We start from the raw sequence: 26,006 nt of genomic DNA on the forward strand, positions 1-26,006 counted from the left end.
AGTTTTCACCTCGCAGTTTTACGTTACTCTAGGCTAGTTTCTTAGTATTATATTTTATAAGGTATTTTAACTCATAAGGCTTTCTTTTAATTTAGCCAGTTGTGTAGCAACAGAACCGTCAATAACTTTATCGCCGATTTTTACTATTGCCCCACCAATGATCTCAGCATCTACCTTATACTTAGGATTAATTTTTTTCTTTGTAATCTCAGAAATTTTTTGTATTAAAACTTTAGCATCTTTTTCTGGGATTTCCACCGCTGTCCTTATTTCAGCTTCAAGCACATCCCGGCTGGCATTAACCAATTTAAAAAATTCCTCTAAAACGCCGCCCAAATAGCGCTCCCGCCTATTTTCAAAGACTGTCATTATAAAATTCAAGGTGAGATCCTGAAGATGTGAACTAAAAATTTCTCTAAAAATATCTTGCTTCTGAGCTGCATCCAATAACTGATCATCTAAAATTCTTTTCAAATCAGCGCTGGCCTTTAAGGAATCATAAACACCAGCTAGGTCTGCTTTAACTTGATCCAATTGACCTTTTTCAACAGCTAATTCGAATAGTGCTTCAGCGTACCGGCGGGCTATTGCTATATCATTCATTGTACTTTACCCACCCCTGCAACAAATTGTCCAATCAATTTTTCATGATCTTTGGCTGAAATTTCTTTGGCAATTATTTTTCCGGCAGCCGTTATAACAATTTCAGAAATTTCGCCTCTAATTTGTGCCAAAGCCTTAGCTTTTTCGCCTTCAATTTCTGCTTTAGCTTTTTCTAAGGTCTTTTCAGCCTCAGCTTTTGCTTCAGCAACAATTTGAGCTTTCATATCTTCGCCGAGTTTTGTAGCCCGGCCAACAATTTCTTGTGCTTCAGCTTTAGCATCAGCTAATTGTTTTTCATAATCTTTTAATAAAACATCTGCTTTCACTTTGGCTTCTGCAGCAGAATCAAGAGAATCCTGGATTTGTTTTTGCCTAGATTCAATGGCATTTACCAAAGGTTTATAAGCAAATTTCTTTAAGACCCATAAAGCAATTAAAAAGTTTATAACTTGAATCAAAAGATCAAAGCCAATCTCGATCACTTAGTACCCCTCCTCTCAAGTCAGAGATAACAAGGATAAATTACGTAGTTTTGAGCGTTTCCCCATAAGGAAAGCGACGACGCTGCACCTAGACAATTGCGTCATCGCCGTTAACACCGAATATCAGTCAACTACTTCAAAAGTGGATTTGCAAAAACCATAACGATTGCAATTACCGCAGCTATAATAGGAAGTGCTTCAATCAAACCAACGGAAATAAGCATGTTAACCAAGAGAGTACCTTTAGCTTCAGGTTGTCTTGCCATACCCTCAAGTGCTTTAGAAGTTACAAGACCGTCACCAACACCAGCACCAACTGAAGCTAATCCTAATGCTAAACCCGCACCTATTAAAGCAGCAGCTTTTACGAGAACTAAATCCATTTTTTTCTCTCCTTTCCAAATTTGCATAAAGTTGTTTTATATTAATTATTATTAATTAAAACCAATTTGAATTTAATGTTCATCCCCAAGAACATTAGACAAGTAAGAAATGGTCAGCATTGTAAAAATAAACGCTTGAATCAAGCCAACAAAAACACTGAACAGCAGCCACGCCGAAGGAATAATATAGGGCGCCAGCATACCCAGTACAACTATGACAATTTCGCCAGCTACAATATTGCCAAAAAGACGAAAGGCAAGTGTAATTGGTTTAGCAACCTCTTCAATGATGTTAATTGGCAAGAAAAACACATATGGTTCGATAAAATGTTTTAAATATTTGCCTAAACCCTTTTTACGGATAGCCACAATTTGAACTAAAATAATTACCATTAAGGCCAATCCTAGAGTTGTGTTCAAATCACTAGTTGGCGATTTGATATAACCTAACGTTGGTAGCAAACCTAGTTGATTAGCTATGAAAATGTACAAAAATAAGCCTAAAATCAGCGGCATATATTTCTTCGACTCTGTACCTAGATTCTCATCGGCAACTCCCCCTAGGTAGGAAACAATTGTCTCCATAGCTACTTGTAACTTCCCAGGAATCACTTTAATATTACGCCTTATTAAGATACTTAAAACTAAAATGATCCCTATTACAATCCATGAACTAAGCAATGTGTCAAAATGCAGAGGAACGCCTCCTAAATGGATAATAGAATGAGTCCCAATCTCTTCATGCATATTAAAATCACCCCTTTCCAGCATAGATTTTGTTGCTCTTTACTTTAAATTTGCTCACTTTAAATTGGTACCGGCTACAGTACCCATTATTACAAGCTGACTTAAAATCAAGCCAAGTATTACGGCAAATAAATTAAATACAGGAATCTGGGCGGCAATGGTTACTGTGGAAACCACCATGATTAATCTCAATATCCACCCTACCTTCATATAGGTAACAGCGGTTTTGACAGGCAATTCTGATGATTTTGATACTCTTCTTACTAAAATTGCAAAATACACAATTGTGGTAAAAACGCCTAATAAAAAACCTAAGGCAACGTCCCATGAATCTTTAATAATAGCATAACTTATAGCAATAACTAAAAATGCACATATAATAGCAATGGGTCTTTTTTGAAATATTACTTGTATGTCCACGTAGAATTTACCTTTCTTTACTTGTAATAAGTTTGTATGTACCCCAAAAGCCAGCTAGTGCACCCAACAAAATAAACACAATTGTCAACCAAGGTTTTGTATGAAAAATACTATCTAAAAAACGTCCAAAAAATAGACCTACAAAGATGTTAGCCATCATCGTTACGCCAACCTGAGTTGCCTGACCTATGGCAGACATATATACAGAATCGCTTTTTTTCTTCTCATGATTCTTATCTTCCATTGGCTCACCTTTTTGTATTTAGTATTTTCATCTATCTACATGTAACGTTATGTGTTCAGAATATTTAGATGTTTATAACCACTGTTTTATTCGACTTAATTTACTGAATTCCTTGTAATAATTCTTGTATTATATGTTAAAAATTTGTTAAATACTATTGCATCTTAAATATACTCCCGGCATTTTTCAGTACTCAGCTTAAAAATGTACCTGATACTTTGCACAATTCTTTGAGCAGCCTTGCCGTCTCCATAGGGGTTAACAGCGTTGGCCATTTTTTCATAATAAAGAGGATCCGTTAGTAATCTTTTTGTTTCTGCATAAACACCATCAAAACCGGTACCTACTAAACTTACTGTACCTGCTTCCACAGCCTCTGGGCGTTCCGTAGTATCCCTTAACACTAGCACCGGTTTGCCCAAAGCAGGAGCCTCCTCCTGGAGCCCTCCAGAATCTGTCAGTACTAAATCAGCTCGTGCCATTAAATTCACGAAGGGCTGGTAATCTAATGGTTCAATTAAATGCACCTGAGGTAGGTTACCTAATACTTCATGGACTACGGACCGTACCTTAGGGTTTTTATGAACGGGAAAAACTATTTCAGTCTCTGGAAATTCTAGAGCAATTTCCCGCAGGCCGTTGAAAATCTGCCGCATGGGTTCACCCAAATTTTCCCTTCGATGTGCCGTAACTAGAATAACTCTTTTCGTAAAATCAACCTTATCTAATCCAGGTACTTGGGCTAAGGGAAAACTTTCCTGCACTGTAGCCAGAAGTGCATCGATAACCGTATTACCTGTCACGGTTATTGCTTCTGGTGCGATATTTTCCCGTAATAAATTTTCCTTTGCTGTTGTTGTAGGGGCAAAATGAAAATCAGCAATTGCACCTGTTATCTTACGATTCATTTCTTCCGGAAAAGGTGAATACTTATTTCCTGTTCTTAAGCCTGCTTCAACATGTCCAATGGCAATTTGACGGTAAAAAGCCCCTAAGGAAGCCACACATGTAGTCGTCGTATCCCCATGGACTAGTACTAAATTAGGTTTTTCCTCCTCATATACTTTATCTAACCCCTCTAAAGCCCTAGTAGTAATCTGGGTTAAAGTTTGTTGGTTATGCATAATATCCAAGTCATAATCAGGCTTAATGGCAAAAAGATCTAAAACTTGGTCCAGCATTTCCCGGTGCTGTGCCGTTACAGCTACTTTGCTAATAATTTCATTAGGGTATTTGGCTAATTCCTTAACTAAAGGAGCCATCTTTATAGCCTCCGGCCGAGTACCGAAAACGCACAAAACCTTAATCATTTCTTCACGCCTTTCTAAAGCTGTCCTTATTCATCATATATTTTATTGTAAAGCTATGTTTAGACTTGTTCAAGCAAAAAAATTTAATATTAGACATTATTCTTTTCCACTTTTTTTTAATTTTTACTTATATTTTTTTTAATCAAGGTAAAAATAAATTTTGTGCAGCAGAGAACATATAAAAAGGAGTTGAAAAAATGATCAATTTAACAACTGCAGAAACCCTTTTCTTGCAAGAACATATGAGATCTTGCGAAGCAACAACAAAATTCCTTCAATTCGGCACTCAGATCTGCTCAGATCCTAGATGCAAAAATATTTGTGAAACTATGGTTCGAGAGCATCAGCAACAAATGCAACGTTTCTCAAGCTTTATCAATTCTTAATAATAAGGAGGGAATCTCATGCAAAACTCTCAATTATCAGACCGGGATATTATGCAACTAATCCTAAATGAGCATAAATATTCTGCTCAAAGCCTCACAAATTTTGTTTTAGAATGTTCCAATATGGAACTTAGAAACGAAGCCTTAAGGGCGTTAGATATGACTTTAAAACATCAGCATCATATTTTTGAATTAATGAGCCAGCAAGGATGGTATCAACCTGCCATGGCTGATCAAAGTATGATTAGTTCAGCTCAAAACATGTTTAACCAAAATAGCTCAAATATGCAGTAAGTTAAAAGTTCAAAGGCTATTGCACACAGCAATAGCCTTTGATTTATACTTCTCCTTCATGCTCTTTAATTATTTTAACAGTCCCATTAACTTGCTCCTTTTTACAAACAACTGTTAGCAGAAAAGGCGGAACCTGAGCTCGATTATAATTTTCGCCGTATCCTCCTACAGAAGGATCGCCGGAAAGTAATATTCTTGTTGATTGATCTGTTTCACTGTCTCCACTGTATAAGGTTAGGCCTGTTTGGGTAAATGCCTGTCCGGCAATTGGGTTGTTATATTCACTATTGGCATTAACTCCAAACTCGCTTATTCTATCCAGTTGTACTTCCCTAAATCCTGCCTCTTCCAACGCCTTTAATGCCTTTTCAGCATTTGTACTGCTTTTAAAAGTTGCCAGAATAGACTGTTCGTCACTTTTTAGTTTCACCTTAAACACCTTCCCTCCTAAAATTAGTGTTGCACTGGACTTTGCGGCACATCAGCTGCTATGTCCATAAATACATCTTTAATGGCTGGATCTTTAATTCTGAAACTTTGCGTTATATATTGCATTGCTGCCTTTAATTCTCCTTGAGGGCCTCCTAGCTGTTCTTGCAGCATTGCTGCATAAGTAGGATTAGGTCTCTCAATTTGGACCATTTCCAATAACTTTTTATCATGTTTAAACATATTTAGTCTCCTTCGCCATTTTATCATCGTGGGTCAATTTTAGTTTTACCTTGAAAGAAAGCTTTATACTTATTTAATTTGTATTGCAGCAGAAAACACTAACAATTCGACAAAAAATTAAACTAAAATTATTCTAGACGCAAATTACATCTGCCTTAATTGATTATATAAAAGTAGGGCCCAACATACTTGAGCCCTACTTTTACTAAACATTTTTCTTTTCTAAATTTACTTCTTTTATGGAACCATTACATTCTAAATAAACAACTCTACTTAGCATGGCATTTTTAATCATTCTTTGACATATTAGACAAGGCTCTCCTGAGGCTGCTGTACCATCGGAATTAAAGCCTGCAATATAAATTGTTCCACCCTTCATTTTTACAGGGTCGCCGTTGATAATGGCATTCTGTTCAGCATGAACTGCAGCGCATAATTCGTAACGCTCACCTTTAGGTATCTTTAATTCCTCCCGCACGCATTTGGCTGCATCTACACAATTTATTTCCCCCCGGGCAGATCCATTAAACCCTGTACTAACAATTACTTTGTCCTTCACTATTACAGCACCGTAGGAACGTCTTAGGCAAGTGGAACGTTTAGATATAACCTGGGCAATTTCAATAAAATATTCATCCCAAGTAGGTCTTTTAGTTCTAAATTTATTTAGTCCCAAACAATCTGTCACCTGCATCACCTAAACCAGGTACTATATAACCATGGTCATTTAAACATTCATCAACGGAAGCAGTAAAAATATCCACATCGGGATGTTCCTCTTGTACCCTTTTAACTCCTTCAGGAGCAGCAATTAAACACATTAATTTAATATTTTTGACACCTCGTTTTTTCATAAAGGAGATGGCTGCAGAAGCAGAACCCCCTGTAGCTAACATAGGATCTACCAAAATTAAATCCCTTTCTGTCACATCTGTCGGCAGCTTACAGTAATATTCTACAGGCTGCAAAGTATCCGGATCCCGGTATAAGCCTACATGTCCAACTTTAGCAGCTGGAATCAACTTTAACATTCCATTAACCATGCCCAATCCCGCCCGCAAGATTGGAATAATACCTACTTTTCGGCCTGCAATCACCTTGGTTTTACAAATACGCAATGGTGTCTTTACTTCAATTTCTTGCAGGGGAAAGTCTCTAGTTACTTCATAAGCCATTAATAACGCCACTTCTTCAACTAACTCTCTGAAATCCTTAGAACCAGTTTCTTCATCCCTAATTAAACTTAATTTGTGTTGAATTAAGGGATGGTCTAAAACATGTACCTTGGACATAGTTTTAACCTCCTCAAATCTAGTAGCAATCTAGCAATTTATTTACAATAAACTGCCCTTTGGCCTCCAATTAGTTTTGGCCTGGTATAAGCCAAGGTGAGGTGGGCAGAACCTATTTGCTTAAGAGGCAATCGAACAGGGATTACAACTGGTTTTAAATGCATCCCTATAAAGGTATCTCCAATATCCAGCCCTGCATGTGCTTTGATTGTTTCTACAACAACAGGCTTATGAAAATTCTTATACGCCGCTGCCCCTAAGGAACCACCGGCTTTAGGCACAGGAATAACCGTAACTTCCTCTAAACCATACTGCAATGCTGCTGCTTCTTCTAGGACGATTGCCCTGTTCAAATGCTCACAGCACTGAACTGCTAAAAAAATATTTTTTGCTTTTAAAGGTTCTAATATTTCCCGTAAAACTACTTCAGCAATTTTCTCATTTGATGCTGTGCCAATTTTATGTCCTGCTATTTCGCTGGTACTACAGCCAACAACTACGATCTGCCCAGCTTTTAAACTAGCTGCTTCTAGCAGCCCTCCAATAGCCTGCCTTGTTTCATGGGCAATTTGCTCTAAGTTCATCTTTTCAACCCGCTTTAATTATTTAAAATATTTTTGTTCTATTTCTTTAATCTTGGCTATCCGTCGGCTATGCCTGCCGCCAGCAAATTCGGTTTTTAGCCAAATATCCACAATGTCTAAAGCCAACCCTGGGCCAATTACTCTTTCCCCCATAGTTAAGATATTAGCATCGTTATGTTCTCTAGAAGCACGCGCTGAAAAAGTATCGTTACAAAGGGCAGCCCGAATCCCGGGAACTTTATTGGCTGCAATTCCTATGCCAATACCTGTACCGCAAATTAAGATTCCCCGATCATACTGACCTTCAGCTACGGCCTCTGCTACCTTTAGAGCATAATCTGGATAATCTACGGAATCGACGCCCATAGTTCCGAAATCTGTAAGTTCCACATCCTTCGCTTGAAGATAGGCAACGACTTTTTCTTTCAAAGCGTACCCGCCATGATCTGATCCTATTGCTATTTTCATTTCATCACCTCGATATTATAAGAGCTAGGCATGTCCTATAGATTAGCCTAAGTTTTTTTCTACAAATACAGCTTAGATTCCTTTAACTACCTAAATTCTGTCCGGCAAATTTTTGCACCGCTTTTCGCACTGCTTTTTCCAGCTCAGAAGCAGTACTGCGGTATACTTCCAAAGGTTGTCCAAATGGATCGGATACATCTTGCTGAGGGTTTTCCCCTATGTACTCATAAAGGGTAAAAGTCTTCTCCCCGAACTCTGGATGCAATGCTAAAATCTGCCTTTTATGGCTCTTAGTCATCGTAAGGACTAAATCAGCTGCTAAAAGCAGTTCTTTATCCAGTGCCCTGGAACGATGAGCTGATAAATCAATATTTTTCTCTTGCAAAGCAGCTACAGCATTGTCTGAGGCAGGAGAACCATTAAAAGCAAATGTACCTGCAGAAGCCACCTTCATACATGCTAGTAAATTGTTTTTTTGCATATAGTCCTTAGCCAATGCTTCCGCCATACTACTGCGGCAAGTATTGCCTGTACAAACAAATAAAATTTCCTTCAAAGAGAACTACCTCCACTAAGCCATGTACTTCCCCGGCCTAAACTATCCTAAGGCAGGGACCTTTTCATTAGACTAAGAAAACATTTTAACACCAATTAGCACCAAAATTAGACCACCAATGATTTGGGCCTTTTCCCCTAACCAATGTCCTAGTTTTTTGCCCAATAGAAAGCCAGTGGCAGTCATTAAACCTGCGACTAACCCCATTATTAAAACAGTTAGCTGCAAACTAACTTGGATAGTTCCTAATCCAAAACCAACAGTTAGTGCATCTAAACTTACACTTAACGCTAGAATCATTACCTCCCAAAGACTATTATAAGCTTTAGGAATAGCCTCAGCTACATTTGTTAATTCCTTGTTGCTTTTTAAGCCCTCTCTCAGCATTTGTATACCTATAAAAAGCAAAACAATGGCCCCAATAAAGGAAGCAAAGCGACCTATTGCCTTACCCAAAAGGGAACCTAAAAATAAACCTATCAAAGGCATAAATATATGAAAAGCACAAATTAGAAGTGAAATAAATATAATTCTACGCCATTTAATCCCAACTAAACCAATACCAACAGCCATTGAAAAGGCATCTGTTCCTAAGGCAACGGCCACCAGCCATACTGTTCCTAGCGTCATAATTTATATACCTACTTTCATGTACTGTTACTCAAGCACACCTAACAATAATATGACCACAAATCCCAAAATCATTCCGCAGAAAGCATAATTGGGATGATGCTTACGGGATTCGGGTACAATTTCCCAAAATACTATATAACTCATGGCACCTGCTGCCATAGCTAGCAAAAAAGAAATATATAAAGGTGAGATGCTTACGATGATTAGTCCAATTAAAGTCCCAATAGGGGTAAAGATACTAACTAACCCCACAATACTTAAAATGCGACGGACCGACAGTCCGCTCATATACAAAGGGGCGGCAGTAACCATTCCTTCTGGTATGTTATGCAGCCCTATCGCAATGGAAAGGAGCCAGCCTAATTTAGTGTCGGCGCTAAAACCAGCTGCTATGGCAATCCCTTCTGGTAAATCATGGAGCGCAATGCCAATAGAAATTAGATAACCCATTCGTCGCAGATAACTGTTAGTGCTATTTTTATTTTTTCTATTTAAATAAACAAGAATTTTATTTAAAATTTTTAATAAAACTATGCCAAAAACAAATCCTAGCAGCAATGTTTTTAAACTGCCATATTCTAAAGAAGAAGGTATTAAATCCGTCGTCACAACACTAAACATCATTCCCGCGGCTAGACCAAAAAACACAGCCAGCGTTTTTGCGGAAGGCTTACCAAAAGCAGCAATAATTAGGGCCCCTACTAAAGTCGCCAGACCGGCAAGCACACTTAATAAAAGAGTATCAAACATTTTAGCCTCCATGCCTGGAAAAATTCGCCGTAGCTACATAATAACTATGCGTTTTTGGGCTAAATATTACTCTTCGTTAGCGTAAATTACCCTATGACCTGCAGATTTTTTTAAACGGTTCATAATAGCTCTCCCCATGCCAACTTCAGGAAAAGTCTGTCCGAATACTATATCTAAATGATAACGATCACAGTTGCGCAGTGCATTAAAAAGTCTAGCTGCTACTTCCGCCAAATCTTCTTCTGAACCTAAGATTTCCCAATGATCGGGAGAAGTTAAATCTTTGCAGCGGAAAAGCAGTTCCTCTGTCCCTAAAATGCCGACTCTCCTGCCCTGTTCCTGATATTCCTGTACCAGTTTCTGCATCCTTTTAGCAACTTGCCCGGGATTCCCCTCAACTAAATAAACTTCCGCTTTAGGTGCATAATGGGTATATTTCATTCCCGGTGCCCTAGGCACAATGCCTTCAAGTATACTTTCATTACTTAAAGCAGGGTCTAATTCAACTTTTGCAAGTACCTTCCTTAATTGTTCCAGGGTAATCCCACCGGGACGAAGAATCAAAGGAGGATCTACAGTTAAATCGAGAACTGTAGATTCCACCCCCACATTGGCCTTTCCCCCATCTAAAACCATATCTATTTTATCCGCTAAGTCTTTTAGAACATGAAGACCTGTTGTGGGGCTAGGTTTACCTGATAGGTTGGCACTTGGAGCAGCAATAGGTACTCTAGCTGCTTTAATTAAGGTTAAAGCCACCGGATGGGCTGGTATTCTAATAGCCACAGTTTCGATTCCAGCAGTGACAGCAGATGGTACAATGGAACTTTTTGGGAAAATTAGTGTTAAAGGCCCTGGCCAAAAAAGCTTCATTAATTTTTCAGCTTCTTGCGGAATAGAGCTAACCAAAGGAGCAACATCTTTAGGATTAGCAATATGGACAATTAAAGGGTTATCCCCAGGCCTTCCTTTTGCTCGAAATATTTTAGACACAGCTTGGGGATCTAAAGCATTTGCTCCCAGTCCGTAAACAGTTTCCGTAGGAAAAGCTACAGTTCCTCCCCTTCTAATAATTTCTGCAGCTTCCTGAATAGGCGGCAAAGAAGGAACCTTTGGATCAATCTTATAATACTTAGTGATTATTTTTTTCATTTAATACACCAACTTTTCTTTATGAAAAATCAGATTTTTTAGCCAATACTACTCTCTCTAAGCCAGCATAGTCTTTGAAAGTTTGAATATTTGTAAATTTGCCAGCCAGCAACTTTGCTACGGATTCACTTTGCTCACAACCAATTTCCATAGCTAACCAACCACCGCTAGCCAAAAGCTTAGGGGCTTCTTCAGCTAGACGCCGGTAAAAAACTAAACCATCCGTCCCTCCATCCAAGGCCAAATGGGGTTCGTAAGTCACCTCTGGCTGTAATAGAGGAAGCTGCTCTGTGGGAATATAAGGAGGATTTGAAACAATTATATCAAATTTACTATTTTCCTTAAGAAAAGGTTGTAATAAATCGCCTTGGACAAAATCTATCTTAACTCCAGCTCTTGCAGAGTTCTCTCTAGCCACTTCCAGTGCCTGTGCAGAAATATCTACGGCAGATACTTGTGCTTCCGTCCAAAACCTTTTTAGAGCAACAGCAATTGCACCGCTGCCAGTACCCACATCTACGATACGTGAATTCAAAGGAGTTTTTCCCTTTAATTTTAAAACTTCTTCCACCAAAATTCCTGTATCATCTCGGGGAATAAGTACACTAGGGTTTACTTGAAACTCAATTGACATAAATTCCTGCCGCCCAAGTAGATATTGCAAGGGATAATGGGTGGCCCTCTGACCAACCAGTTTACGGAAAGACTGCTGCTTAGCTGAATCAATCTTGGAAAATAAATTTGTGAGCAGTTTTACGCGATCCCAACTTAAAACATAGGCCAAGATTACTTCTGCTTCCAACCGGGCACTTGAAATACTGCTTTTCTGTAAAAAAGGAACCGCCCAGGAAAGTTCTGTCTTCACTGTCGGCGGTTCATTATTTATGGCCACTTTATTCCACCTTCTTTAGCCTTTCAGCTTGTTCTGTGGTGATTAAGGCTTGAATGATTTCATCTAAATCTCCCTCAAGAATAAGATCTAATTTGTGTAAAGTTAAGCCAATACGATGATCCGTTACTCTGCTTTGAGGAAAATTATAGGTTCGAATTCTTTCGCTTCTGTCTCCCGTACCTACTTGGCTTTTTCTAGCACTTGCCAACTCACCTTGCTGTTCATCTTGGGCTTTCTCCAGAAGTCTAGCTCGCAATACTTTTAAAGCTTTTTCCTTGTTTTTCAACTGGGACTTTTCGTCTTGGCAAGATACTACAATCCCCGTAGGTAAGTGGGTAATTCTTACTGCCGATTGAGTAGTATTGACAGATTGTCCTCCCGGGCCGCTGGAGCAAAAGATATCGATTCTAATGTCGTTAGGATTGATTTGTACATCAACCTCTTCGGCTTCCGGCAATACAGCAACTGTAACAGTGGAGGTATGAATCCTTCCTCCTGATTCAGTAGCCGGAATCCGTTGAACCCGATGGACACCACTTTCAAATTTCAAGCGGCTGTAAGCACCATAACCATTAATGCCAAAAATTACTTCTTTATATCCACCCATGTCAGTAGGGTGATCACTAAGAATTTCCAATTTCCAGCCTTGCCGTTCTGCGTAGCGGCTGTACATCCTAAATAATTCTCCTGCAAAGAGAGCTGCCTCTTCTCCTCCAGCACCGCCTCTGATTTCCATAATAACGTTCTTCTCGTCATTAGGATCTTTAGGCAAAAGCAATATTTTTAGCTTTTGCTCTAATTCAGGCAAAAGCTCTGCCAACCGCTCTAACTCCTGTTGAGCCATTTCTCTTAATTCGGGATCTTGTTCTTCAGCTAAAATTAAATCCGCTTCTTCTTTTTCCTGTAGCGCCTTTTTATACTCACGAAAAACTGAGACAATTTCCGTTAAAGCAGAATGAGCTTTGGCTGTTTTTTGAAATTCAACTTGATCAGAAACTATTTCTGGTTTGCTCAAAAGTTGTCCTAATGTCTCGTATTTTTCTTCTATAGTTTGTAATTTATCTAACATAATCTACTACCTCCAGCCTTTCACTTTCCATCCTTTTCTGCTCATCTAAGACAGCTTCTAAGGCGCAGATTGCCACTTCCAGCTGTTTATCATCCGGCTCTCTAGTTGTTAATTTTTGCAGCCACAAGCCTGGTGCAATCATAGTTTTAACCAATGCATGATGAGCATGTTTACCTGACCATTTAATAAATTCATAACTAATTCCAGCAACAATAGGCATTAGCAGCAGCCGAGAACCAATCCTAACCCATATATTGGGAGCAGTAAAAAAGGAAAATAAAAAAATAGTCAGCACTAGTACAGCAAGCATAAAACTAGTTCCGCAGCGTGGATGGAGAGTGGAGTGTTTTCTGGCGTTACTTACTTCTAGCTTTTCTCCTGCTTCGTAAGTATGAATTGTCTTATGCTCCGCTCCATGATATTGGAATACTCTTTGGATATCACTCATTTTACCAATACCATATACATAAGCAATAAAAATTCCAATGCGTAAAAATCCTTCTAATATATTCTGCCAGAATACATTAAAATATGCTTTCATGAAATAGGCTGCTACAGTTGGGATAACAACAAAGAGCAGTAAGGCCAAACCGACAGCCACCACCATGGTCAAAGCAATTTCTTTATTGCTTAGGGTCTCTTCTTCATCATCATCAACAGACATATTGGCACTGTAAGTTAGAACCTTAATACCAAGAATCATTGCCTCAAAAAGAGCAACAACGCCGCGAAGCAAAGGCCATTTTAGAAAAGGGTAGCGTTGTACTATGGAATTAATTTTTTTCTTGTCAACAATAATTTCGCCTGTTTTTTTACGCACGGCAACAGCCCAATCTTTGGGGCCTCGCATCATAACTCCTTCAATAACCGCTTGTCCGCCGTATTGAAATGGTTCAGCCATGTTGTCACTTCCTTTCCCTTAAAACAGCCCGCTTAGATAAGAATGGCGAAGCATACGCTCCGCCCTTTTCTTACATGCCATATCTCTTTTTGAAACGTTCGACTCGTCCGCCTTTTTCTACAATACGTGATTTAGTGCCCGTATAAAAAGGATGACATGCGGAACAAATTTCTACTTTAATGTCTTTTTTAACCGAAGCTGTTTCGATGACATTACCGCAAGCACATGTAATTGTTGTTTTTTGGAACTCGGGGTGAATACCCTTTTTCACTTGGTGTCACCTCTTTTCAACCAATCTTTAAGTATCTATTGTGATCCGTTTCAGAACAGGAATACAACAAAATAAATTATACCATATAAAATAGAATCTTGGCAACTATTCAAGAACTTTTCGTACAACTGGTTTCGTATAATTTCCAATTCCTACCTGAGGCAATTCTTTGTGCAAAATATCTAAAAATCTAGTAATACCTATTGTTTCTCCCTGAGGCTGGGGAATTGCCTTTAAGAAAACATCAGGATCAATATTCAAATTTCTGATTTGAAGCAATTTTACGCCATTTTCTTGAACAAAAGTAATTAACCCTTCCATTTCCTCTTCCCTATCCGTTACGCCGGGAAAAGTCAGCAAATTCACGGAAGTATGTACACCTTTTTCCGCTGCAAATTTGAGAGTTGCAGCCACATCTTGCACAGTATAATTTTGCGGTCTGTAATAAGCATTATAAATTTCAGGATTAGGGCTAATTAAACTAACACGCATTGCATCCAGGCCCGCTTCAATCACTTGCAAAATTTCCTTGGTTAAACCTCCGTTAGTATTCATATTGATAGTGCCACAGTCAGTTTTTTCCCGGACTTGACGAATAGTTTCTGCTAGGAGCTGAGCTTGTAAAGATGGCTCTCCTTCACAGCCCTGGCCAAAACTAATAATTGCTGTTTCGTCCCCTAGATGATTCACAGCTATTTGGACTAATTCATCAACTTCTGGTTTAAAATTAATGCGGCTTTGGGGAGACGGGCAACATTCTGCCGGCTGCATTGAAATACAGCCCATACAGCGGGCGTTACAAGCAGGAGAACTAGGCAAGCCTCCCTCCCACCGTTCATAAAATATATTTTGAGCCGTAAAGCACTCATACTCTAAGGCACATTTAGCTAATTGAGCTAAAATTCTATTTTTCGGCAATTTTTCTAATTTCAGCCTTACCTTAGCTGCTAAATCTGCCGTATTATAATATTTAGGGTTCCAATGATCATCCTCGTCTGTTTGAACTGCAGCTGCATAAAGTTCTCCATCTTTAAAAGCTACAGCCGTATAGCCCATTAAAGGCAACTGTCCTAAATCCTCCCGCACATAGCCTGGCAGCAAAGTTCTAGAATAGCCCTGGGGCAGTAAAGCACCAACTGCTAAAGCCTTTTTTCGATTGAACGGGCTATGTTTTACCGCTTTGAATTGGCCTTGAGCAGTCATTCCCATGGGCAAACAGCCTGGCAGCATTGTTAAAGACGCCCCTTGAGGCAAAGGAATCAATTCTTCCTCTAAAGGCTCTACCCATTGATCTCCTAGTCTACCAGTTGGCCCAAAATGAGGATGTTCAAATAGTTGTCCTTTCTCGTTAGCAAAAGCTAAGTGATACAAGCATAAAAACTCCTTTCCGAAAAGCAAAGCGGGAGGTAAGGTGTAAACATTTCTATTATAGCATACTTATCGACATACTTACCTCTGAACTAAATATCTTTTCGGATTAACTATCTGCCCATCCTGGCGAATTTCCAAATGTAGGTGGGGGCCTGTTGTCCTACCCGTATCCCCTACTTTAGCAATTGCTTGTCCTGCACTAATCCAGGCACCCTCTTTGACTAAAATTGATGATGCATGAGCGTATAAAGATTTAAGGCCGTTTCCATGGTCTATAATAACCGCAAATCCATAAATGTTATTTTTCCACCCGGCAAAAATAACTTTCCCATCTCCAATGGCTCTTATTTTTTGTCCTGCTGGTGCACCAATGTCTAAACCATGATGAAATTCCTCTCCTCGCTTACCAAAATTAGAAGTAATTGGTCCAGTTACGGGCCATTCTAAAGAATAGTAGCTACGAGAAGCTATTTTATAGGCGCTTTGCGGATAATTCCTTATTTCTGCATCAAAAGGTGTATAAGCAAAATTAGTCGGTATAATTAAAACTGCGCCAGTTTTTAGTTCCTTCGGATTAGTTAAATAATTGATTCCCATTATTTTGTGGATATCAGCATCGTACTGATGGGCAATTCCCCATAAAGTGTCCCCTTCTTGAATCTGATAAAACCTAAGAACCTGCATTCTTACTTGCCATAAGTCAACTAGTTTTTGTCCTGCCTCTGCGGCCAGCAAACTAAAGGAGTTAAAGCATACTGCTAGTAATAGCGCAGCCAGCCAGATTTTGGACTTCATAAAATTCATTTTTTCACCTCATATTTTTTGTATTAAATGTAAATATAAAACTCAAGTTCTATTGTGACCCTTGCAATAGAAAATTATACATTTAAGCTCTAATTTCTCCATCCTAGACAAAAAAACCCTGCATTATGAATAATGCAAGGGTTCTTCTAGTTGTTTTTTAGGCTCGGAATAATTTTGGCAAAGCTCGAAGCAAATCTTGATTAGTTTTTGTTTTTTGCAAAGCATCAAACAGCATTTCCGCAACTTCTACGCTGCCTAAAGAATTATTAACTTTCCGGAAATTCCACATTAATTCCAATTCTTCTCTGGAAAGGAGGAGTTCTTCCCTTCTAGTACCAGAACGTTTTATATCAATAGCTGGGAAAATTCTTCTCTCAGCTAACTTACGGTCTAAAATCAATTCCATATTGCCAGTGCCCTTAAATTCTTCAAAGATAACATCGTCCATTCTGCTTCCTGTTTCAATTAATGCTGTGGCCAAAATTGTTAGGCTGCCGCCTTCTTCAATTTTTCTGGCTGCTCCAAAAAAGCGTTTAGGTCTATGAAGTGCTGCCGGATCCACGCCTCCAGATAAAGTTCTGCCACTTGGGGGCACCACTAAATTATGAGCTCGAGCCAAGCGAGTAATGCTGTCTAAGAGAATTACTACATCTTTTTTATGCTCAACTAGCCTTTTAGCTCTCTCCAAGACCATATCGGCAACTTTAACATGATTTTCCGGCGGCTCATCAAAAGTTGAACTAACTACGTCTGCCTTCACAGAACGCTCAATATCTGTTACTTCCTCCGGCCTTTCATCAATTAATAAAATAATCAGTTCTACATCTGGATAATTAGCTGAAATAGCATTGGCTATTTTCACCAATAAAATAGTTTTTCCCGCTTTGGGAGGGGCAACAATTAAACCCCTTTGGCCTTTGCCTAAAGGACAGATCAAATCAATTATCCTTGCTGAAATATCACTTTCCTGTGTTTCTAAAGTTAATCTTGATTTAGGATAAATTGGAGTTAAAGCATCGAAGTGCAATCTTTTAGGGGATAATTCAGGGTCATCTCCGTTGATTTTTTCAACTCTAAGCAGGGCGAAATATCTTTCAGCTTCCTTAGGCGGTCTAACCTGGCCGCCAACTTTATCGCCAGTTCGCATGTCAAAACGCCTAATTTGGGATGGGGATACATAGATATCATCTTCGCTGGGGAAATATTTAAAAGGTCGTAAAAAGCCATAGCCTTCCGGCAAAATTTCCAAAACGCCTTCCGCAAATAGATAACTGTCTTTTTCCGTCTTGACCTTTGTTATTTCAAAAATCAACTCTTTTTTTCGCAGTTTAGAATACCCTGTAATACCTAATTCCCTGGCCATTTGATAAAGCTCGACCATGGTTTTACTTTCTAAATCAACATGCTGCAAAATCATTCCTCCTAATGTAATTTATTACATTCAAATAGATACTATTATTTCCTGGAAATTTTCTTCTCTAGGGATTAAATGCTGGCTAATCGGATAATTAGGCAGGGTGAAAGGGGAAATAAATGTAATCATAAATTATTGTACCATTATCTGGCAACGTGGGTCAAGTTGAAATGAGTTCGGGCCCAAAAGGATTTTTATACTCCCTTTTGAACCCAAGCTCTTCCATTTAACAGTTAAAATTATTCTAATTATTTATTACATAGTTTTTTCCATTGAGGTTTTTTATCTAAACAGTGAATAGCTTCAATAAAACGAATTGTGCCTGTTTTTCCTCTGATCACCAAAGTGTTGGTAGTGGCATTTCCATTAGAATGGAAAATAACACCCTTTAGTAAAGTACTTTCTGTAATTCCCGTGGCAGCAAAAATTATATCATCGCCTTTAGCTAAATCTTCCATGGTTAAAAGTTTATGTACATCGTCTAACCCCATTTTTTTAGCTCTCATAATTTCCTGTTCGTCTTCAGGCATGAGTCTGCCTTGCATTTCCCCTCCCAGGCATTTCAAGGCAGCTGCGGCCAGAACGCCCTCAGGTGCTCCACCAATTCCCATCATAATATCTACACCTGACTGTGCAAAAGCTGTAGCAACAGCAGGGGAAACATCTCCATCAGAAATTAACCTAATCCTGGCACCGGCTTTACGCACTTCATTAATAATTTGTTGATGCCTCGGCCGGTCTAAAATTACCACAGTTAAATCAGAAATACTTTTCTGCAATGCTTTGGCAACTGCAGTCAAATTATCTATAACTGGAGCATCTAAATTAATGGCACCAGCAGCTTTCGGCCCTACAGCTATTTTGTCCATATACATATCAGGTGCATGCAACAAGCAACCTGGCTCAGCAACTGCCAAAACAGCAATAGCACCAGTCAGCCCTTTAGCCACAATATTGGTCCCTTCTAAAGGATCAACGGCAATATCTACTTTCTGTCCTCCTTGGCCTGTTCCTACTTTCTCCCCAATGTACAACATTGGAGCTTCATCCATTTCTCCTTCGCCAATTACTACCGTACCATCAATGTTAATTGAATCAAAAACGGAACGCATAGCAGTAACTGCTGCATCGTCGGCAGAAATTTTATCGCCCCGTCCCAACCAACGAGCTGCACCTAAGGCAGCAGCCTCAGTTACCCTGGCAAACTCTAACGCCAATTCTCTTTCCATCTAAATACCTCCGTTTTTCTCCTTTTACTCCATTTACGTAAATTAGGATAACTTATATCCATAGTTCCTTCAGGATTAGTATAGCATATTTTAGGCTTTAACCTTATCCCAATCTGCCAAAAATTTATCAATGCCTAAACTAGTCAATGGATGGGCAGCCATTTGCTGTAAAACTTTAAAAGGTACAGTAGCAATGTCGGCCCCTATTAAGGCAGCTTGAGTAACATGTAAAGGATGTCTAATGCTGGCGGCAATAACTTCTGTGGCAATATCATACTGATAAAAAATTTTGACAATATTCTTGACTAAATCCATACCGTCTTGCCCGATGTCATCTAACCTACCTACGAAGGGGCTTACATAGGTACAGCCTGCTCTAGCAGCCATTAAAGCTTGGTTTGCCGAAAAAATCAAGGTAACGTTTGTTGGAATATTTTTAGCGGCTAAAACTTTAACTGCCTTAAGTCCCTCTAAGGTCATTGGTATTTTAATGACAATATTGGGGTGTATTTTAGCCAGCTCTCGTGCTTCTTGAATCATACCATCTGCTTCTAGGGAAATTACTTCTGCACTAATGGGACCATCAACAATTTCTGTAATTTCCCGGACAACTTGCTTAAAATCTCTGCCCTCTTTAGCGATAAGAGAGGGATTAGTCGTTACGCCACTAATAATTCCCCAGCTGTTGGCTTCTTTAATTTCATCAATATTGGCTGTATCAATAAATAACTGCACTTAAATCACCTCGACTTTATTTTGTTAAATAAGCTCTTTGCCAGATACTGTCTTTACTAGCAACTAAAGTATTCATTTAGTCTATATAGTATCCTTTTAGACTTGAACTATACTTTTGCCTTGGCAAATGAATTGAAATGTGAAAAAGCTGCAGCAAATGCTGCAGCAAATTTATTTGACGATTAGGCTTTTCCTGCACTGCCAAAAAGCCTAATTTTTTCACGAATAACTGCACTCATAGCTTTTTTGGCTGGTCCCAAAATTTTTCGTGGGTCAATTTCTTTAGGATTATTGCTAATAACTTCGCGAACGCCAGCCACAAAAGCTTCCCTTAAGTTCGTATCAATATTTACTTTTCTTACGCCTAATTCAATAGCTTGCTTAATAGCATCATCTGGTACACCGGAAGATCCATGTAGTACGATAGGTATTTTCACCAATTCCTTAACTTTTTTTAATCTCTCAAAATCAAGTTTAGGAGTCCCTTTATATTGACCGTGGGCAGTTCCAATGGCAATTGCCAGGGAGTCTACTCCTGTAGCATCTACAAATCTTTTAGCTTCAGCCGGATCAGTCATACTGGCTTCCCATTCACTGACAGTTACATCATCTTCAGTGCCGCCGATTTTCCCAAGCTCAGCCTCTACAGATACTCCTACAGCCCTAGCCACATCTAACACTTTATTGGTTAAAGCTATATTTTCTTCTAAAGGAAGTTTAGACCCATCAATCATAACGGAAGTAAATCCATAACGAATACACAGCATAGTTTGTTCAAAGCTAGTTCCATGGTCAAGGTGCAAAGCAACAGGCACAGAAGCCTTTTCAGCAGCAACTTTCGTCAAACCGGTTATGTACTCCAAGCCAGCATATTTAATTGCCCCTTGACTTGCTTGAACAATTACAGGCGCTTTTTCGGCTTCTGCCGCTTCAACTATGGCCTGAATAATTTCCATGTTATTGCAGTTAAAGGCTCCTACGGCATATCCCCCAGCCTCTGCTCGATCAAGTAATTCTTTCGCTTGCACTAGTGGCATAAAGATCCCTCCAATAATTTAATACAGCTGCCCTCGGCAGCTGTTTTCACCTTTTACTAGTCTTCCCATTATTAGATCTTTTTCTGCGCGTTGCCTTAGACAATTTGACAAAATTAAATCCACATTCGGTAAGTTGAATTCTTGAGGCATTTTTAAAATTCTCTATATCTCCAGCAGTTTCTGCCTTAATCCTGGCAATAGAATTGCAGTCTTCGCATCTTAATTCCAAGGAATCAGGAAAAACTTCTATTTCAATGTTTTGATTGCCGCATTGGCAGCGAAGTTCCCCTGCTTCTGCTATCTCATTAATCCGGTCTAGTATCTGATACATTACTTCCGGATTATCAAAATAGTCTACAAATCCTACCTCTTGAGCAATATCCTCCAACGAACGGTTTTGTTGCTGTACACACTGTCTTATCTTTTCCTTTGGTCCAATGTAAGCTATTTCAATCCCCGTATCTGTACATTCAATTTCCAAAATATTTTCTGACCAGATTTGCTTACGCTTAAAATAATATAAATGTTTAGACTCACACATCTCACAATCTATTTGCAGCCAGAACATTTTTCGATCCTTCGTTCCGACGCTAAGGAGACTTCGTCCACAGGAACATTCCATCTTGTAAGTTCTTTGCCTAGCAAAATCAAAAAAAGATAAAGAGTGTAATTCCAATTGGTTGCAAGCAGGACACCGCATGGCAATAATGCTAAGTGTTGGAACACACATTTTTTTCACCTCAAAAGTTCTATTCGTCAAATTTAGCGGAAATCCTGCACTACATAGATAAAATTCCCAACACAAAAGGAATTAAGTATCTTTTAATTTTTATTAGAAAATTAAGAACAGATGTTTGAAACCGCCTCGATAATTTGATTAATGTCAAAAGGTTTGGCTAAAAATCCCTTAGCTCCCAACTCTTCGGCTTGCTCAATTAAATTTTGTTCATCAAATGCCGTCATCATAATCACCGGGATATTTTCACCTGAAGAATTCATTTGTTGAAGAACTTGGAGGCCATTCATATCCGGCATTTTCATGTCCAGCAAAACAACTTCGGGTTTTGTTTTATGCATTACACTTAAAGCTTCCTGTCCGTTGGCGGCCAGTGTTACTTCGTAGTCGTTTTCCTCTAAAACTTCTGCCACTAAATGCCTAATGCCTGGCTGATCATCAACAACTAAAATCTTACTCTTACCTCTCATTTTTCAGAACTCCCCGCATATTTTTTAATCCGTAATTAATTCAATATTGTTATAATTCTGCAAGAGGTAAAAAATTCCTGCTTAAAATTAGCCAATTAAAAATATCTGTTAAATATTGGACACTTCTGCCTGTTTCTTTATCTGCCATTCACCACTAGTTAATCTTACTAAGTAAGCACTGCCCTCTCGAAAATAAACTCGCGGCAAACGGGGGTTTGTAGATAATCTGCGCATCTTTACTTCCACTTCGTCCCCTAGTGCAACTTTCTCATCAACATTGGCCATACTGAGCTGCATACCTAGTCTGCCCACCAAAGGATATTTCTTACCTTTAATAATTATGCCCAAAGACCTTTTTTTATCAATTAAATTTAAATATAATTTAGCAGTCATTTTAAGAAAATCTAAAAAATTTTTTGGATAAACTTGAGGACTTACAGTTAAGCCATCGGCCCAACCTAAGGGAATTACTGCAATCATGCCCCCCTTGGAAGTTATATAATCTCTGCCATACCCGATGCTTGTCCCAGCAGGGACCTTTTGAACATGAATAACCCTGGCTTTAATTTTCCAAGGATCCCGCAATTCTAACTTATTTTTAACTTGAGCCGGGTGCTGTCCATACAGTAGTGTTCCAACACGGACCATATCATAGGATAACTCCGGTAAATCTATAGTAGCCGCACTGTTGGCAATATGGAGGCAAGGGATTTCCAGCCCCATATCTTTAGTTATTTTCACTGCTTGCTGAAATTTCTCATTTTGTTTTTGCGTAAAAGAATCTCCTTGGGAAGCTTGCGCTAAATGAGTAAATAAGCCTTCAATAAAAATATGCTTATATCCTCTTGCTCTTTCTAAAAAGTTTTGAAAATTTTCCAAGAGTATCCCTGTCCGCCCCATACCAGTTTCAACTTTAATATGTACTGGTACTTTTTGGTTTGAACCAGCTTTGCCAGCCAAATCATCAAGCTGACTTATGCTGCTAACAGCAGCAGTCAGCTTGTACTTAATAATTAATTCCTCCTCGCCGGGAAGGAAGGGACTAAAAACTAAAATTGGGGTTTTAATGCCATATTCCCTTAATTCAATGCCTTCGTCAACTGTCGTAACACCTAACATGGCTACTCCTTCTGCTGCAAAAACCCTAGCTGCTTCTACTGCACCCAGACCGTAGGCATCTGCTTTAACTACAGCTAAAATTTTAACATCAGGTGCTACAACTTTTCGAACTTGTGCTAAATTAAAGCGTAAAGCATCTGTATCGATTTCAACCCAACGGTTGCCAACTAAATTGCGCCAAGGCAAAGTACCCACCTCATTTCTTGCCGGCAATTTTTTTCTTAAAGTCGATTAATTTACGAATTCCCTTGTAATATAAAGGCTCTGCCATATTCCAGGCAGCATACCATAGTTTATCAAAAACCAAATCAAATTCTCCAATGAATTCAGTAAAATCTCCATTAAAGCCTTTTTTAAAGCGATATAAACCATAAAGAGGATTATCCTCAGTCAGTTCTCCTGGCACACCTCGAAAATCGTATAATGTACAATTATTCTCTTTAGCCCATTTAATCATGGTCCACTGTAGCAAATAATTGGGCATCACGTTTCGGTACTTATTGCTGGAGGCTCCATAAAGATACCAGACCTTATCCCCATAAAGTAAGGCTAATGTACCTGCTATAACTTTCTGCTCATACTCTGCCAAGAAAATTTTGGCCAGCCCTTTTTCCACTAATTGCTCCCAGATTGTTTCAAAGTAGGCATAAGAACGGATTAAAAATTTATCCCGTTCGGCTGTTTCTATTAGTACATCATAGAAAATCTTTAAATCCTCTTTATTCTCAGCTGTTCTAATGGTAACTCCCCTTTTTTCCGCTAAGCGCAGGTTATAGCGAGTCTTGGAGTGCAGATTGGCGAAGAGCTCCTCTAAAGTAGGCTTAATATCTAAGCGAAAAACAAATTTAGGCTGGGTGCCCTCAAATCCCTCTCCCGATTGGGCAGAACGGAATCCTGCCTGTTGAAAGTAATTAATAAAATCCTGATTTTGAACAGAGATATCGGGATCTATTTTTAATAGAATAGCACCGTGCTTTTTAGCTATTTTTTTCGTCTCCTTCCAGAGGAAATCCATCAATGCATAATTTGTAGGGTCTACTACGGGCCCTCTAGGAGCATAGAAAATAGCTTTATTAAAAACAGGAAGTTTGCGCTTTAAAATAGATAAAGCAGCAACTATCTTTCCTTCTTCTTCCACAACCAAGCGTAAAGGTTCCCAAGAAGTTAATGCTTTTACCTCTCCCCATTCATAGGATTGGAGTATATGTCCTTTCGGCGCCCAAGCTGTAAATTCATCAAACTTTCGGCTTTCGTCAACACCAATTAATCGCGCTTTCCAATTCACTTTCATTCCTCCTAAAGCATTACTTATTGTCGATTATATCAAAAGAAAAAGGCTTTGAGTAACCAAAGCCTTATCTATCTCTGTTTTCTTTCAAGGGCCGCTCCCACAAAATCCCGAAACAAGGGATGGGGACGATTGGGCCGAGATTTAAATTCGGGATGGAATTGAGAAGCTACGAACCAAAGATGATCCTTTAATTCAATAATTTCCACTAGGCGATCGTTAGCTGACGTGCCGCTAATTATCAATCCCTTTTCAGTTAGTTTCTGACGAAAGTCGTTGTTAAATTCATACCGATGGCGATGACGCTCTTGAATTAGGTCCTTCCCATAAGCCTTAGCCGCAAAGCTGTCAGCTTTCAGGTGACAAGGGTAACTACCCAAGCGCATGGTCCCGCCTTTTGCTTCAACATCCTTCTGTTCCGGTAACAGATCAATGACGGGATATGATGTATTAGCCGCAAATTCCGAGCTGTTAGCCTCCTTTAAGCCACATACATTACGGGCAAATTCTACTACAGCTAACTGCATTCCTAGACAAATCCCTAAGTAAGGTATTTTATTTTCCCTAGCGTAACGAATAGCCTTAATTTTGCCTTCTACGCCCCGGTCGCCGAAACCACCTGGCACTAAAATACCATCTGCATCGTGCAAGTATTCCTCTACATCTGCGTCGTCCAGCTTTTCAGCATGAACCCATTTAATGTCAATTTTACAGTTATGGAAAATTCCTGCATGTCTCAAAGCTTCAGCCACACTCATGTAAGCATCCTGAAGTTCCACATATTTTCCTACAATAGCTATGGAAACTTCTTTTGAAAGATGTTTGATTTTTTCTACCATTTGCTTCCAATCATGCATATCTGTCGGACCGCATTTTAAGTTAAGTCTCCGAATAACAATTTCATCTAAGCCTTCCTCTTCGAGGAGCAATGGCACCTCATAAATTGAATCCGAATCAACGTTTTGAATAACGGCTTCTTTATCAATATCGCAAAAGAGAGCTATTTTTTCTTCCATATCCTTGGATAAGGGTTGAGTTGAACGGCAGACGATGACATCAGGCTGAATCCCAATACTGCGCAATTCTTTCACGCTGTGTTGAGTTGGCTTTGTTTTAGCCTCGCCAGCTGCCGATAAGAAAGGAACAAGAGTTACATGAATGTACATAACATTTTCACGGCCAATGTCGCTCTTTAACTGTCTAATCGCTTCTAAGAAAGGAAGGGACTCAATATCCCCTACGGTACCACCAATTTCCGTAATAACTACATCTGGGTTTGATTCCTCTACTACACTATAAAAACGTTCCTTTATTTCGTTGGTAATGTGAGGAATAACCTGAACGGTGCCACCTAAGTAGTCTCCGCGCCGCTCTTTAGTAATAACCGACCAATAAATTTTCCCCGTTGTCACATTACTATTTTTAGAAAGATTAATGTCAATAAACCGTTCGTAATGTCCCAAGTCCAGGTCAGTTTCCGCGCCGTCTTCTGTGACAAAAACTTCACCATGTTGATAGGGACTCATGGTCCCCGGATCCACGTTAATATATGGATCAAACTTTTGAATAGCTACTTCCAACCCACGGCTTTTGAGCAAACGTCCCAAAGATGCCGCTGTTATTCCTTTGCCTAGGGATGAAGTAACCCCGCCGGTTACAAAAATAAATTTTGCCATAATAACCTCCAGTAATAA

Annotated in this window: 33 protein-coding genes and 1 pseudogene; 2 read left to right on the forward strand and 32 right to left on the reverse strand. The window is 39.1% G+C overall.

The annotated features are described in order from the left end of the window. Nucleotides 1-66: 66 nt before the first annotated feature. The 7 genes from atpH to wecB all read right to left on the reverse strand — a co-directional run bounded on the left by atpH (nt 67) and on the right by wecB (nt 4,189). On the reverse strand, nt 67-603 hold the full coding sequence (atpH, locus tag RDV78_07535; GenBank protein ID MDS1030334.1) for an ATP synthase F1 subunit delta: 537 nt from the start codon (nt 601-603) through the stop codon (nt 67-69). Next, nucleotides 600-1,085: a F0F1 ATP synthase subunit B gene (gene atpF, locus RDV78_07540; protein ID MDS1030335.1), complete on the reverse strand. Its 486-nt coding sequence runs from the start codon at nt 1,083-1,085 to the stop codon at nt 600-602. Before atpF ends, atpH begins: the two co-directional genes overlap by 4 nt. A gap of 131 nt (nt 1,086-1,216) precedes the next feature. Next, nucleotides 1,217-1,468 (reverse strand): F0F1 ATP synthase subunit C, encoded by a 252-nt coding sequence (gene atpE / locus RDV78_07545; protein ID MDS1030336.1) that lies wholly within the window; start codon nt 1,466-1,468, stop codon nt 1,217-1,219. Nucleotides 1,469-1,540: 72 nt separating this feature from the next. Continuing rightward, on the reverse strand, nt 1,541-2,215 hold the full coding sequence (gene atpB, locus RDV78_07550) for a F0F1 ATP synthase subunit A (GenBank protein MDS1030337.1): 675 nt from the start codon (nt 2,213-2,215) through the stop codon (nt 1,541-1,543). Between the two features lie 54 nt (nt 2,216-2,269). Then, nucleotides 2,270-2,635, reverse strand: a complete 366-nt coding sequence (locus tag RDV78_07555) for an ATP synthase subunit I (GenBank protein MDS1030338.1) — start codon at nt 2,633-2,635, stop codon at nt 2,270-2,272. 7 nt (nt 2,636-2,642) lie between these two features. Beyond that, on the reverse strand, nt 2,643-2,879 hold the full coding sequence (locus RDV78_07560; protein MDS1030339.1) for an AtpZ/AtpI family protein: 237 nt from the start codon (nt 2,877-2,879) through the stop codon (nt 2,643-2,645). Between the two features lie 164 nt (nt 2,880-3,043). Continuing rightward, the gene (gene wecB, locus RDV78_07565) at nt 3,044-4,189 is read right to left on the reverse strand and encodes a UDP-N-acetylglucosamine 2-epimerase (non-hydrolyzing) (protein MDS1030340.1); all 1,146 of its coding nucleotides are present in this window, start codon (nt 4,187-4,189) and stop codon (nt 3,044-3,046) included. 197 nt (nt 4,190-4,386) lie between these two features. Here wecB and RDV78_07570 point away from each other — a divergent pair, with 197 nt between their 5' ends. Beyond that, nucleotides 4,387-4,575, forward strand: a complete 189-nt coding sequence (locus RDV78_07570) for a hypothetical protein (GenBank protein ID MDS1030341.1) — start codon at nt 4,387-4,389, stop codon at nt 4,573-4,575. 18 nt (nt 4,576-4,593) lie between these two features. Next, nucleotides 4,594-4,869, forward strand: a complete 276-nt coding sequence (locus RDV78_07575) for a spore coat protein (protein ID MDS1030342.1) — start codon at nt 4,594-4,596, stop codon at nt 4,867-4,869. A 43-nt stretch (nt 4,870-4,912) separates the two neighbouring features. Here the strand turns inward: RDV78_07575 and RDV78_07580 are convergent, their stop codons facing one another. The 25 genes and pseudogenes from RDV78_07580 to RDV78_07700 all read right to left on the reverse strand — a co-directional run bounded on the left by RDV78_07580 (nt 4,913) and on the right by RDV78_07700 (nt 25,988). Then, nucleotides 4,913-5,299 (reverse strand): hypothetical protein, encoded by a 387-nt coding sequence (locus RDV78_07580; GenBank protein ID MDS1030343.1) that lies wholly within the window; start codon nt 5,297-5,299, stop codon nt 4,913-4,915. 50 nt (nt 5,300-5,349) lie between these two features. Then, nucleotides 5,350-5,541: pseudogene (locus RDV78_07585) on the reverse strand (manganese catalase family protein). Nucleotides 5,542-5,746: 205 nt separating this feature from the next. Then, the gene (locus RDV78_07590) at nt 5,747-6,229 is read right to left on the reverse strand and encodes a deaminase (protein ID MDS1030344.1); all 483 of its coding nucleotides are present in this window, start codon (nt 6,227-6,229) and stop codon (nt 5,747-5,749) included. Continuing rightward, a complete protein-coding gene (upp, locus tag RDV78_07595; protein MDS1030345.1) occupies nt 6,204-6,833 on the reverse strand; it encodes a uracil phosphoribosyltransferase in 630 nt (209 codons plus the stop codon). Before upp ends, RDV78_07590 begins: the two co-directional genes overlap by 26 nt. Before the next feature lie 38 nt (nt 6,834-6,871). Further along, complete coding sequence (locus RDV78_07600; GenBank protein ID MDS1030346.1) at nt 6,872-7,417, reverse strand: TIGR01440 family protein; 546 nt, start codon at nt 7,415-7,417, stop codon at nt 6,872-6,874. An 18-nt stretch (nt 7,418-7,435) separates the two neighbouring features. Next, a complete protein-coding gene (gene rpiB / locus RDV78_07605) occupies nt 7,436-7,885 on the reverse strand; it encodes a ribose 5-phosphate isomerase B (protein ID MDS1030347.1) in 450 nt (149 codons plus the stop codon). Between the two features lie 82 nt (nt 7,886-7,967). After that, entirely contained in the window at nt 7,968-8,441 is a 474-nt protein-coding gene (locus tag RDV78_07610) for a low molecular weight protein arginine phosphatase (protein MDS1030348.1), read from the reverse strand. 72 nt (nt 8,442-8,513) lie between these two features. Next, nucleotides 8,514-9,071, reverse strand: coding sequence for a manganese efflux pump MntP family protein (locus tag RDV78_07615; GenBank protein MDS1030349.1), 558 nt, complete (start codon nt 9,069-9,071; stop codon nt 8,514-8,516). 27 nt (nt 9,072-9,098) lie between these two features. Then, the gene (locus RDV78_07620; GenBank protein ID MDS1030350.1) at nt 9,099-9,824 is read right to left on the reverse strand and encodes a ZIP family metal transporter; all 726 of its coding nucleotides are present in this window, start codon (nt 9,822-9,824) and stop codon (nt 9,099-9,101) included. 66 nt (nt 9,825-9,890) lie between these two features. Next, nucleotides 9,891-10,976, reverse strand: a complete 1,086-nt coding sequence (locus RDV78_07625; protein ID MDS1030351.1) for an L-threonylcarbamoyladenylate synthase — start codon at nt 10,974-10,976, stop codon at nt 9,891-9,893. Nucleotides 10,977-10,995: 19 nt separating this feature from the next. Next, nucleotides 10,996-11,868, reverse strand: a complete 873-nt coding sequence (gene prmC / locus RDV78_07630) for a peptide chain release factor N(5)-glutamine methyltransferase (GenBank protein MDS1030352.1) — start codon at nt 11,866-11,868, stop codon at nt 10,996-10,998. A 1-nt stretch (nt 11,869) separates the two neighbouring features. Further along, nucleotides 11,870-12,937, reverse strand: coding sequence for a peptide chain release factor 1 (prfA, locus tag RDV78_07635; GenBank protein ID MDS1030353.1), 1,068 nt, complete (start codon nt 12,935-12,937; stop codon nt 11,870-11,872). Beyond that, a complete protein-coding gene (locus RDV78_07640) occupies nt 12,927-13,838 on the reverse strand; it encodes a DUF1385 domain-containing protein (GenBank protein MDS1030354.1) in 912 nt (303 codons plus the stop codon). The genes prfA and RDV78_07640 overlap by 11 nt, the downstream gene beginning before the upstream one ends. Nucleotides 13,839-13,908: 70 nt before the next feature. Next, on the reverse strand, nt 13,909-14,109 hold the full coding sequence (gene rpmE, locus RDV78_07645; GenBank protein ID MDS1030355.1) for a 50S ribosomal protein L31: 201 nt from the start codon (nt 14,107-14,109) through the stop codon (nt 13,909-13,911). A 105-nt stretch (nt 14,110-14,214) separates the two neighbouring features. Continuing rightward, nucleotides 14,215-15,480: a radical SAM protein gene (locus RDV78_07650; GenBank protein ID MDS1030356.1), complete on the reverse strand. Its 1,266-nt coding sequence runs from the start codon at nt 15,478-15,480 to the stop codon at nt 14,215-14,217. A gap of 78 nt (nt 15,481-15,558) precedes the next feature. After that, the gene (locus RDV78_07655; GenBank protein ID MDS1030357.1) at nt 15,559-16,284 is read right to left on the reverse strand and encodes a LysM peptidoglycan-binding domain-containing M23 family metallopeptidase; all 726 of its coding nucleotides are present in this window, start codon (nt 16,282-16,284) and stop codon (nt 15,559-15,561) included. 157 nt (nt 16,285-16,441) lie between these two features. After that, nucleotides 16,442-17,695: a transcription termination factor Rho gene (rho, locus tag RDV78_07660; GenBank protein MDS1030358.1), complete on the reverse strand. Its 1,254-nt coding sequence runs from the start codon at nt 17,693-17,695 to the stop codon at nt 16,442-16,444. 251 nt (nt 17,696-17,946) lie between these two features. Beyond that, nucleotides 17,947-18,927, reverse strand: a complete 981-nt coding sequence (glpX, locus tag RDV78_07665; GenBank protein ID MDS1030359.1) for a class II fructose-bisphosphatase — start codon at nt 18,925-18,927, stop codon at nt 17,947-17,949. A 90-nt stretch (nt 18,928-19,017) separates the two neighbouring features. Next, nucleotides 19,018-19,662: a fructose-6-phosphate aldolase gene (gene fsa / locus RDV78_07670; GenBank protein ID MDS1030360.1), complete on the reverse strand. Its 645-nt coding sequence runs from the start codon at nt 19,660-19,662 to the stop codon at nt 19,018-19,020. A 182-nt stretch (nt 19,663-19,844) separates the two neighbouring features. After that, the gene (locus tag RDV78_07675; protein ID MDS1030361.1) at nt 19,845-20,699 is read right to left on the reverse strand and encodes a class II fructose-1,6-bisphosphate aldolase; all 855 of its coding nucleotides are present in this window, start codon (nt 20,697-20,699) and stop codon (nt 19,845-19,847) included. 46 nt (nt 20,700-20,745) lie between these two features. Beyond that, the gene (locus RDV78_07680) at nt 20,746-21,429 is read right to left on the reverse strand and encodes a hypothetical protein (GenBank protein MDS1030362.1); all 684 of its coding nucleotides are present in this window, start codon (nt 21,427-21,429) and stop codon (nt 20,746-20,748) included. A 110-nt stretch (nt 21,430-21,539) separates the two neighbouring features. Further along, nucleotides 21,540-21,905 (reverse strand): response regulator, encoded by a 366-nt coding sequence (locus RDV78_07685; protein MDS1030363.1) that lies wholly within the window; start codon nt 21,903-21,905, stop codon nt 21,540-21,542. 108 nt (nt 21,906-22,013) lie between these two features. After that, nucleotides 22,014-23,210 carry an alanine racemase gene (gene alr / locus RDV78_07690; protein ID MDS1030364.1) on the reverse strand — a complete coding sequence of 399 codons (1,197 nt, stop codon included), beginning with the start codon at nt 23,208-23,210 and terminating at the stop codon, nt 22,014-22,016. Nucleotides 23,211-23,220: 10 nt separating this feature from the next. Next, a complete protein-coding gene (locus tag RDV78_07695) occupies nt 23,221-24,309 on the reverse strand; it encodes a peptidoglycan bridge formation glycyltransferase FemA/FemB family protein (GenBank protein ID MDS1030365.1) in 1,089 nt (362 codons plus the stop codon). 74 nt (nt 24,310-24,383) lie between these two features. Next, the gene (locus RDV78_07700; GenBank protein MDS1030366.1) at nt 24,384-25,988 is read right to left on the reverse strand and encodes a CTP synthase; all 1,605 of its coding nucleotides are present in this window, start codon (nt 25,986-25,988) and stop codon (nt 24,384-24,386) included. Between the last annotated feature and the right edge of the window lie 18 nt (nt 25,989-26,006).

The organism is Bacillota bacterium LX-D (genome assembly GCA_031628995.1).
Lineage (GTDB): Bacteria > Bacillota > DUOV01 > DUOV01 > Zhaonellaceae > JAVLUO01.

What these genes read in the sequence shown, in the direction of transcription:
- RDV78_07600 (MDS1030346.1), bottom strand. Translation starts at nt 7,417, where the DNA reads ATGAACTTAGAGCAAATTGCCCATGAAACAAGGCAGGCTATTGGAGGG.
- RDV78_07620 (MDS1030350.1), bottom strand. Translation starts at nt 9,824, where the DNA reads ATGTTTGATACTCTTTTATTAAGTGTGCTTGCCGGTCTGGCGACTTTA.
- RDV78_07560 (MDS1030339.1), bottom strand. Translation starts at nt 2,879, where the DNA reads ATGGAAGATAAGAATCATGAGAAGAAAAAAAGCGATTCTGTATATATG.
- upp (MDS1030345.1), bottom strand. Translation starts at nt 6,833, where the DNA reads ATGTCCAAGGTACATGTTTTAGACCATCCCTTAATTCAACACAAATTA.
- RDV78_07570 (MDS1030341.1), top strand. Translation starts at nt 4,387, where the DNA reads ATGATCAATTTAACAACTGCAGAAACCCTTTTCTTGCAAGAACATATG.
- RDV78_07680 (MDS1030362.1), bottom strand. Translation starts at nt 21,429, where the DNA reads ATGTGTGTTCCAACACTTAGCATTATTGCCATGCGGTGTCCTGCTTGC.
- RDV78_07685 (MDS1030363.1), bottom strand. Translation starts at nt 21,905, where the DNA reads ATGAGAGGTAAGAGTAAGATTTTAGTTGTTGATGATCAGCCAGGCATT.
- RDV78_07615 (MDS1030349.1), bottom strand. Translation starts at nt 9,071, where the DNA reads ATGACGCTAGGAACAGTATGGCTGGTGGCCGTTGCCTTAGGAACAGAT.
- prfA (MDS1030353.1), bottom strand. Translation starts at nt 12,937, where the DNA reads ATGTTAGATAAATTACAAACTATAGAAGAAAAATACGAGACATTAGGA.
- atpE (MDS1030336.1), bottom strand. Translation starts at nt 1,468, where the DNA reads ATGGATTTAGTTCTCGTAAAAGCTGCTGCTTTAATAGGTGCGGGTTTA.
- RDV78_07640 (MDS1030354.1), bottom strand. Translation starts at nt 13,838, where the DNA reads ATGGCTGAACCATTTCAATACGGCGGACAAGCGGTTATTGAAGGAGTT.
- atpB (MDS1030337.1), bottom strand. Translation starts at nt 2,215, where the DNA reads ATGCATGAAGAGATTGGGACTCATTCTATTATCCATTTAGGAGGCGTT.
- rpiB (MDS1030347.1), bottom strand. Translation starts at nt 7,885, where the DNA reads ATGAAAATAGCAATAGGATCAGATCATGGCGGGTACGCTTTGAAAGAA.
- glpX (MDS1030359.1), bottom strand. Translation starts at nt 18,927, where the DNA reads ATGGAAAGAGAATTGGCGTTAGAGTTTGCCAGGGTAACTGAGGCTGCT.
- wecB (MDS1030340.1), bottom strand. Translation starts at nt 4,189, where the DNA reads ATGATTAAGGTTTTGTGCGTTTTCGGTACTCGGCCGGAGGCTATAAAG.
- RDV78_07675 (MDS1030361.1), bottom strand. Translation starts at nt 20,699, where the DNA reads ATGCCACTAGTGCAAGCGAAAGAATTACTTGATCGAGCAGAGGCTGGG.
- RDV78_07655 (MDS1030357.1), bottom strand. Translation starts at nt 16,284, where the DNA reads ATGAATTTTATGAAGTCCAAAATCTGGCTGGCTGCGCTATTACTAGCA.
- atpH (MDS1030334.1), bottom strand. Translation starts at nt 603, where the DNA reads ATGAATGATATAGCAATAGCCCGCCGGTACGCTGAAGCACTATTCGAA.
- RDV78_07700 (MDS1030366.1), bottom strand. Translation starts at nt 25,988, where the DNA reads ATGGCAAAATTTATTTTTGTAACCGGCGGGGTTACTTCATCCCTAGGC.
- RDV78_07575 (MDS1030342.1), top strand. Translation starts at nt 4,594, where the DNA reads ATGCAAAACTCTCAATTATCAGACCGGGATATTATGCAACTAATCCTA.
- RDV78_07625 (MDS1030351.1), bottom strand. Translation starts at nt 10,976, where the DNA reads ATGAAAAAAATAATCACTAAGTATTATAAGATTGATCCAAAGGTTCCT.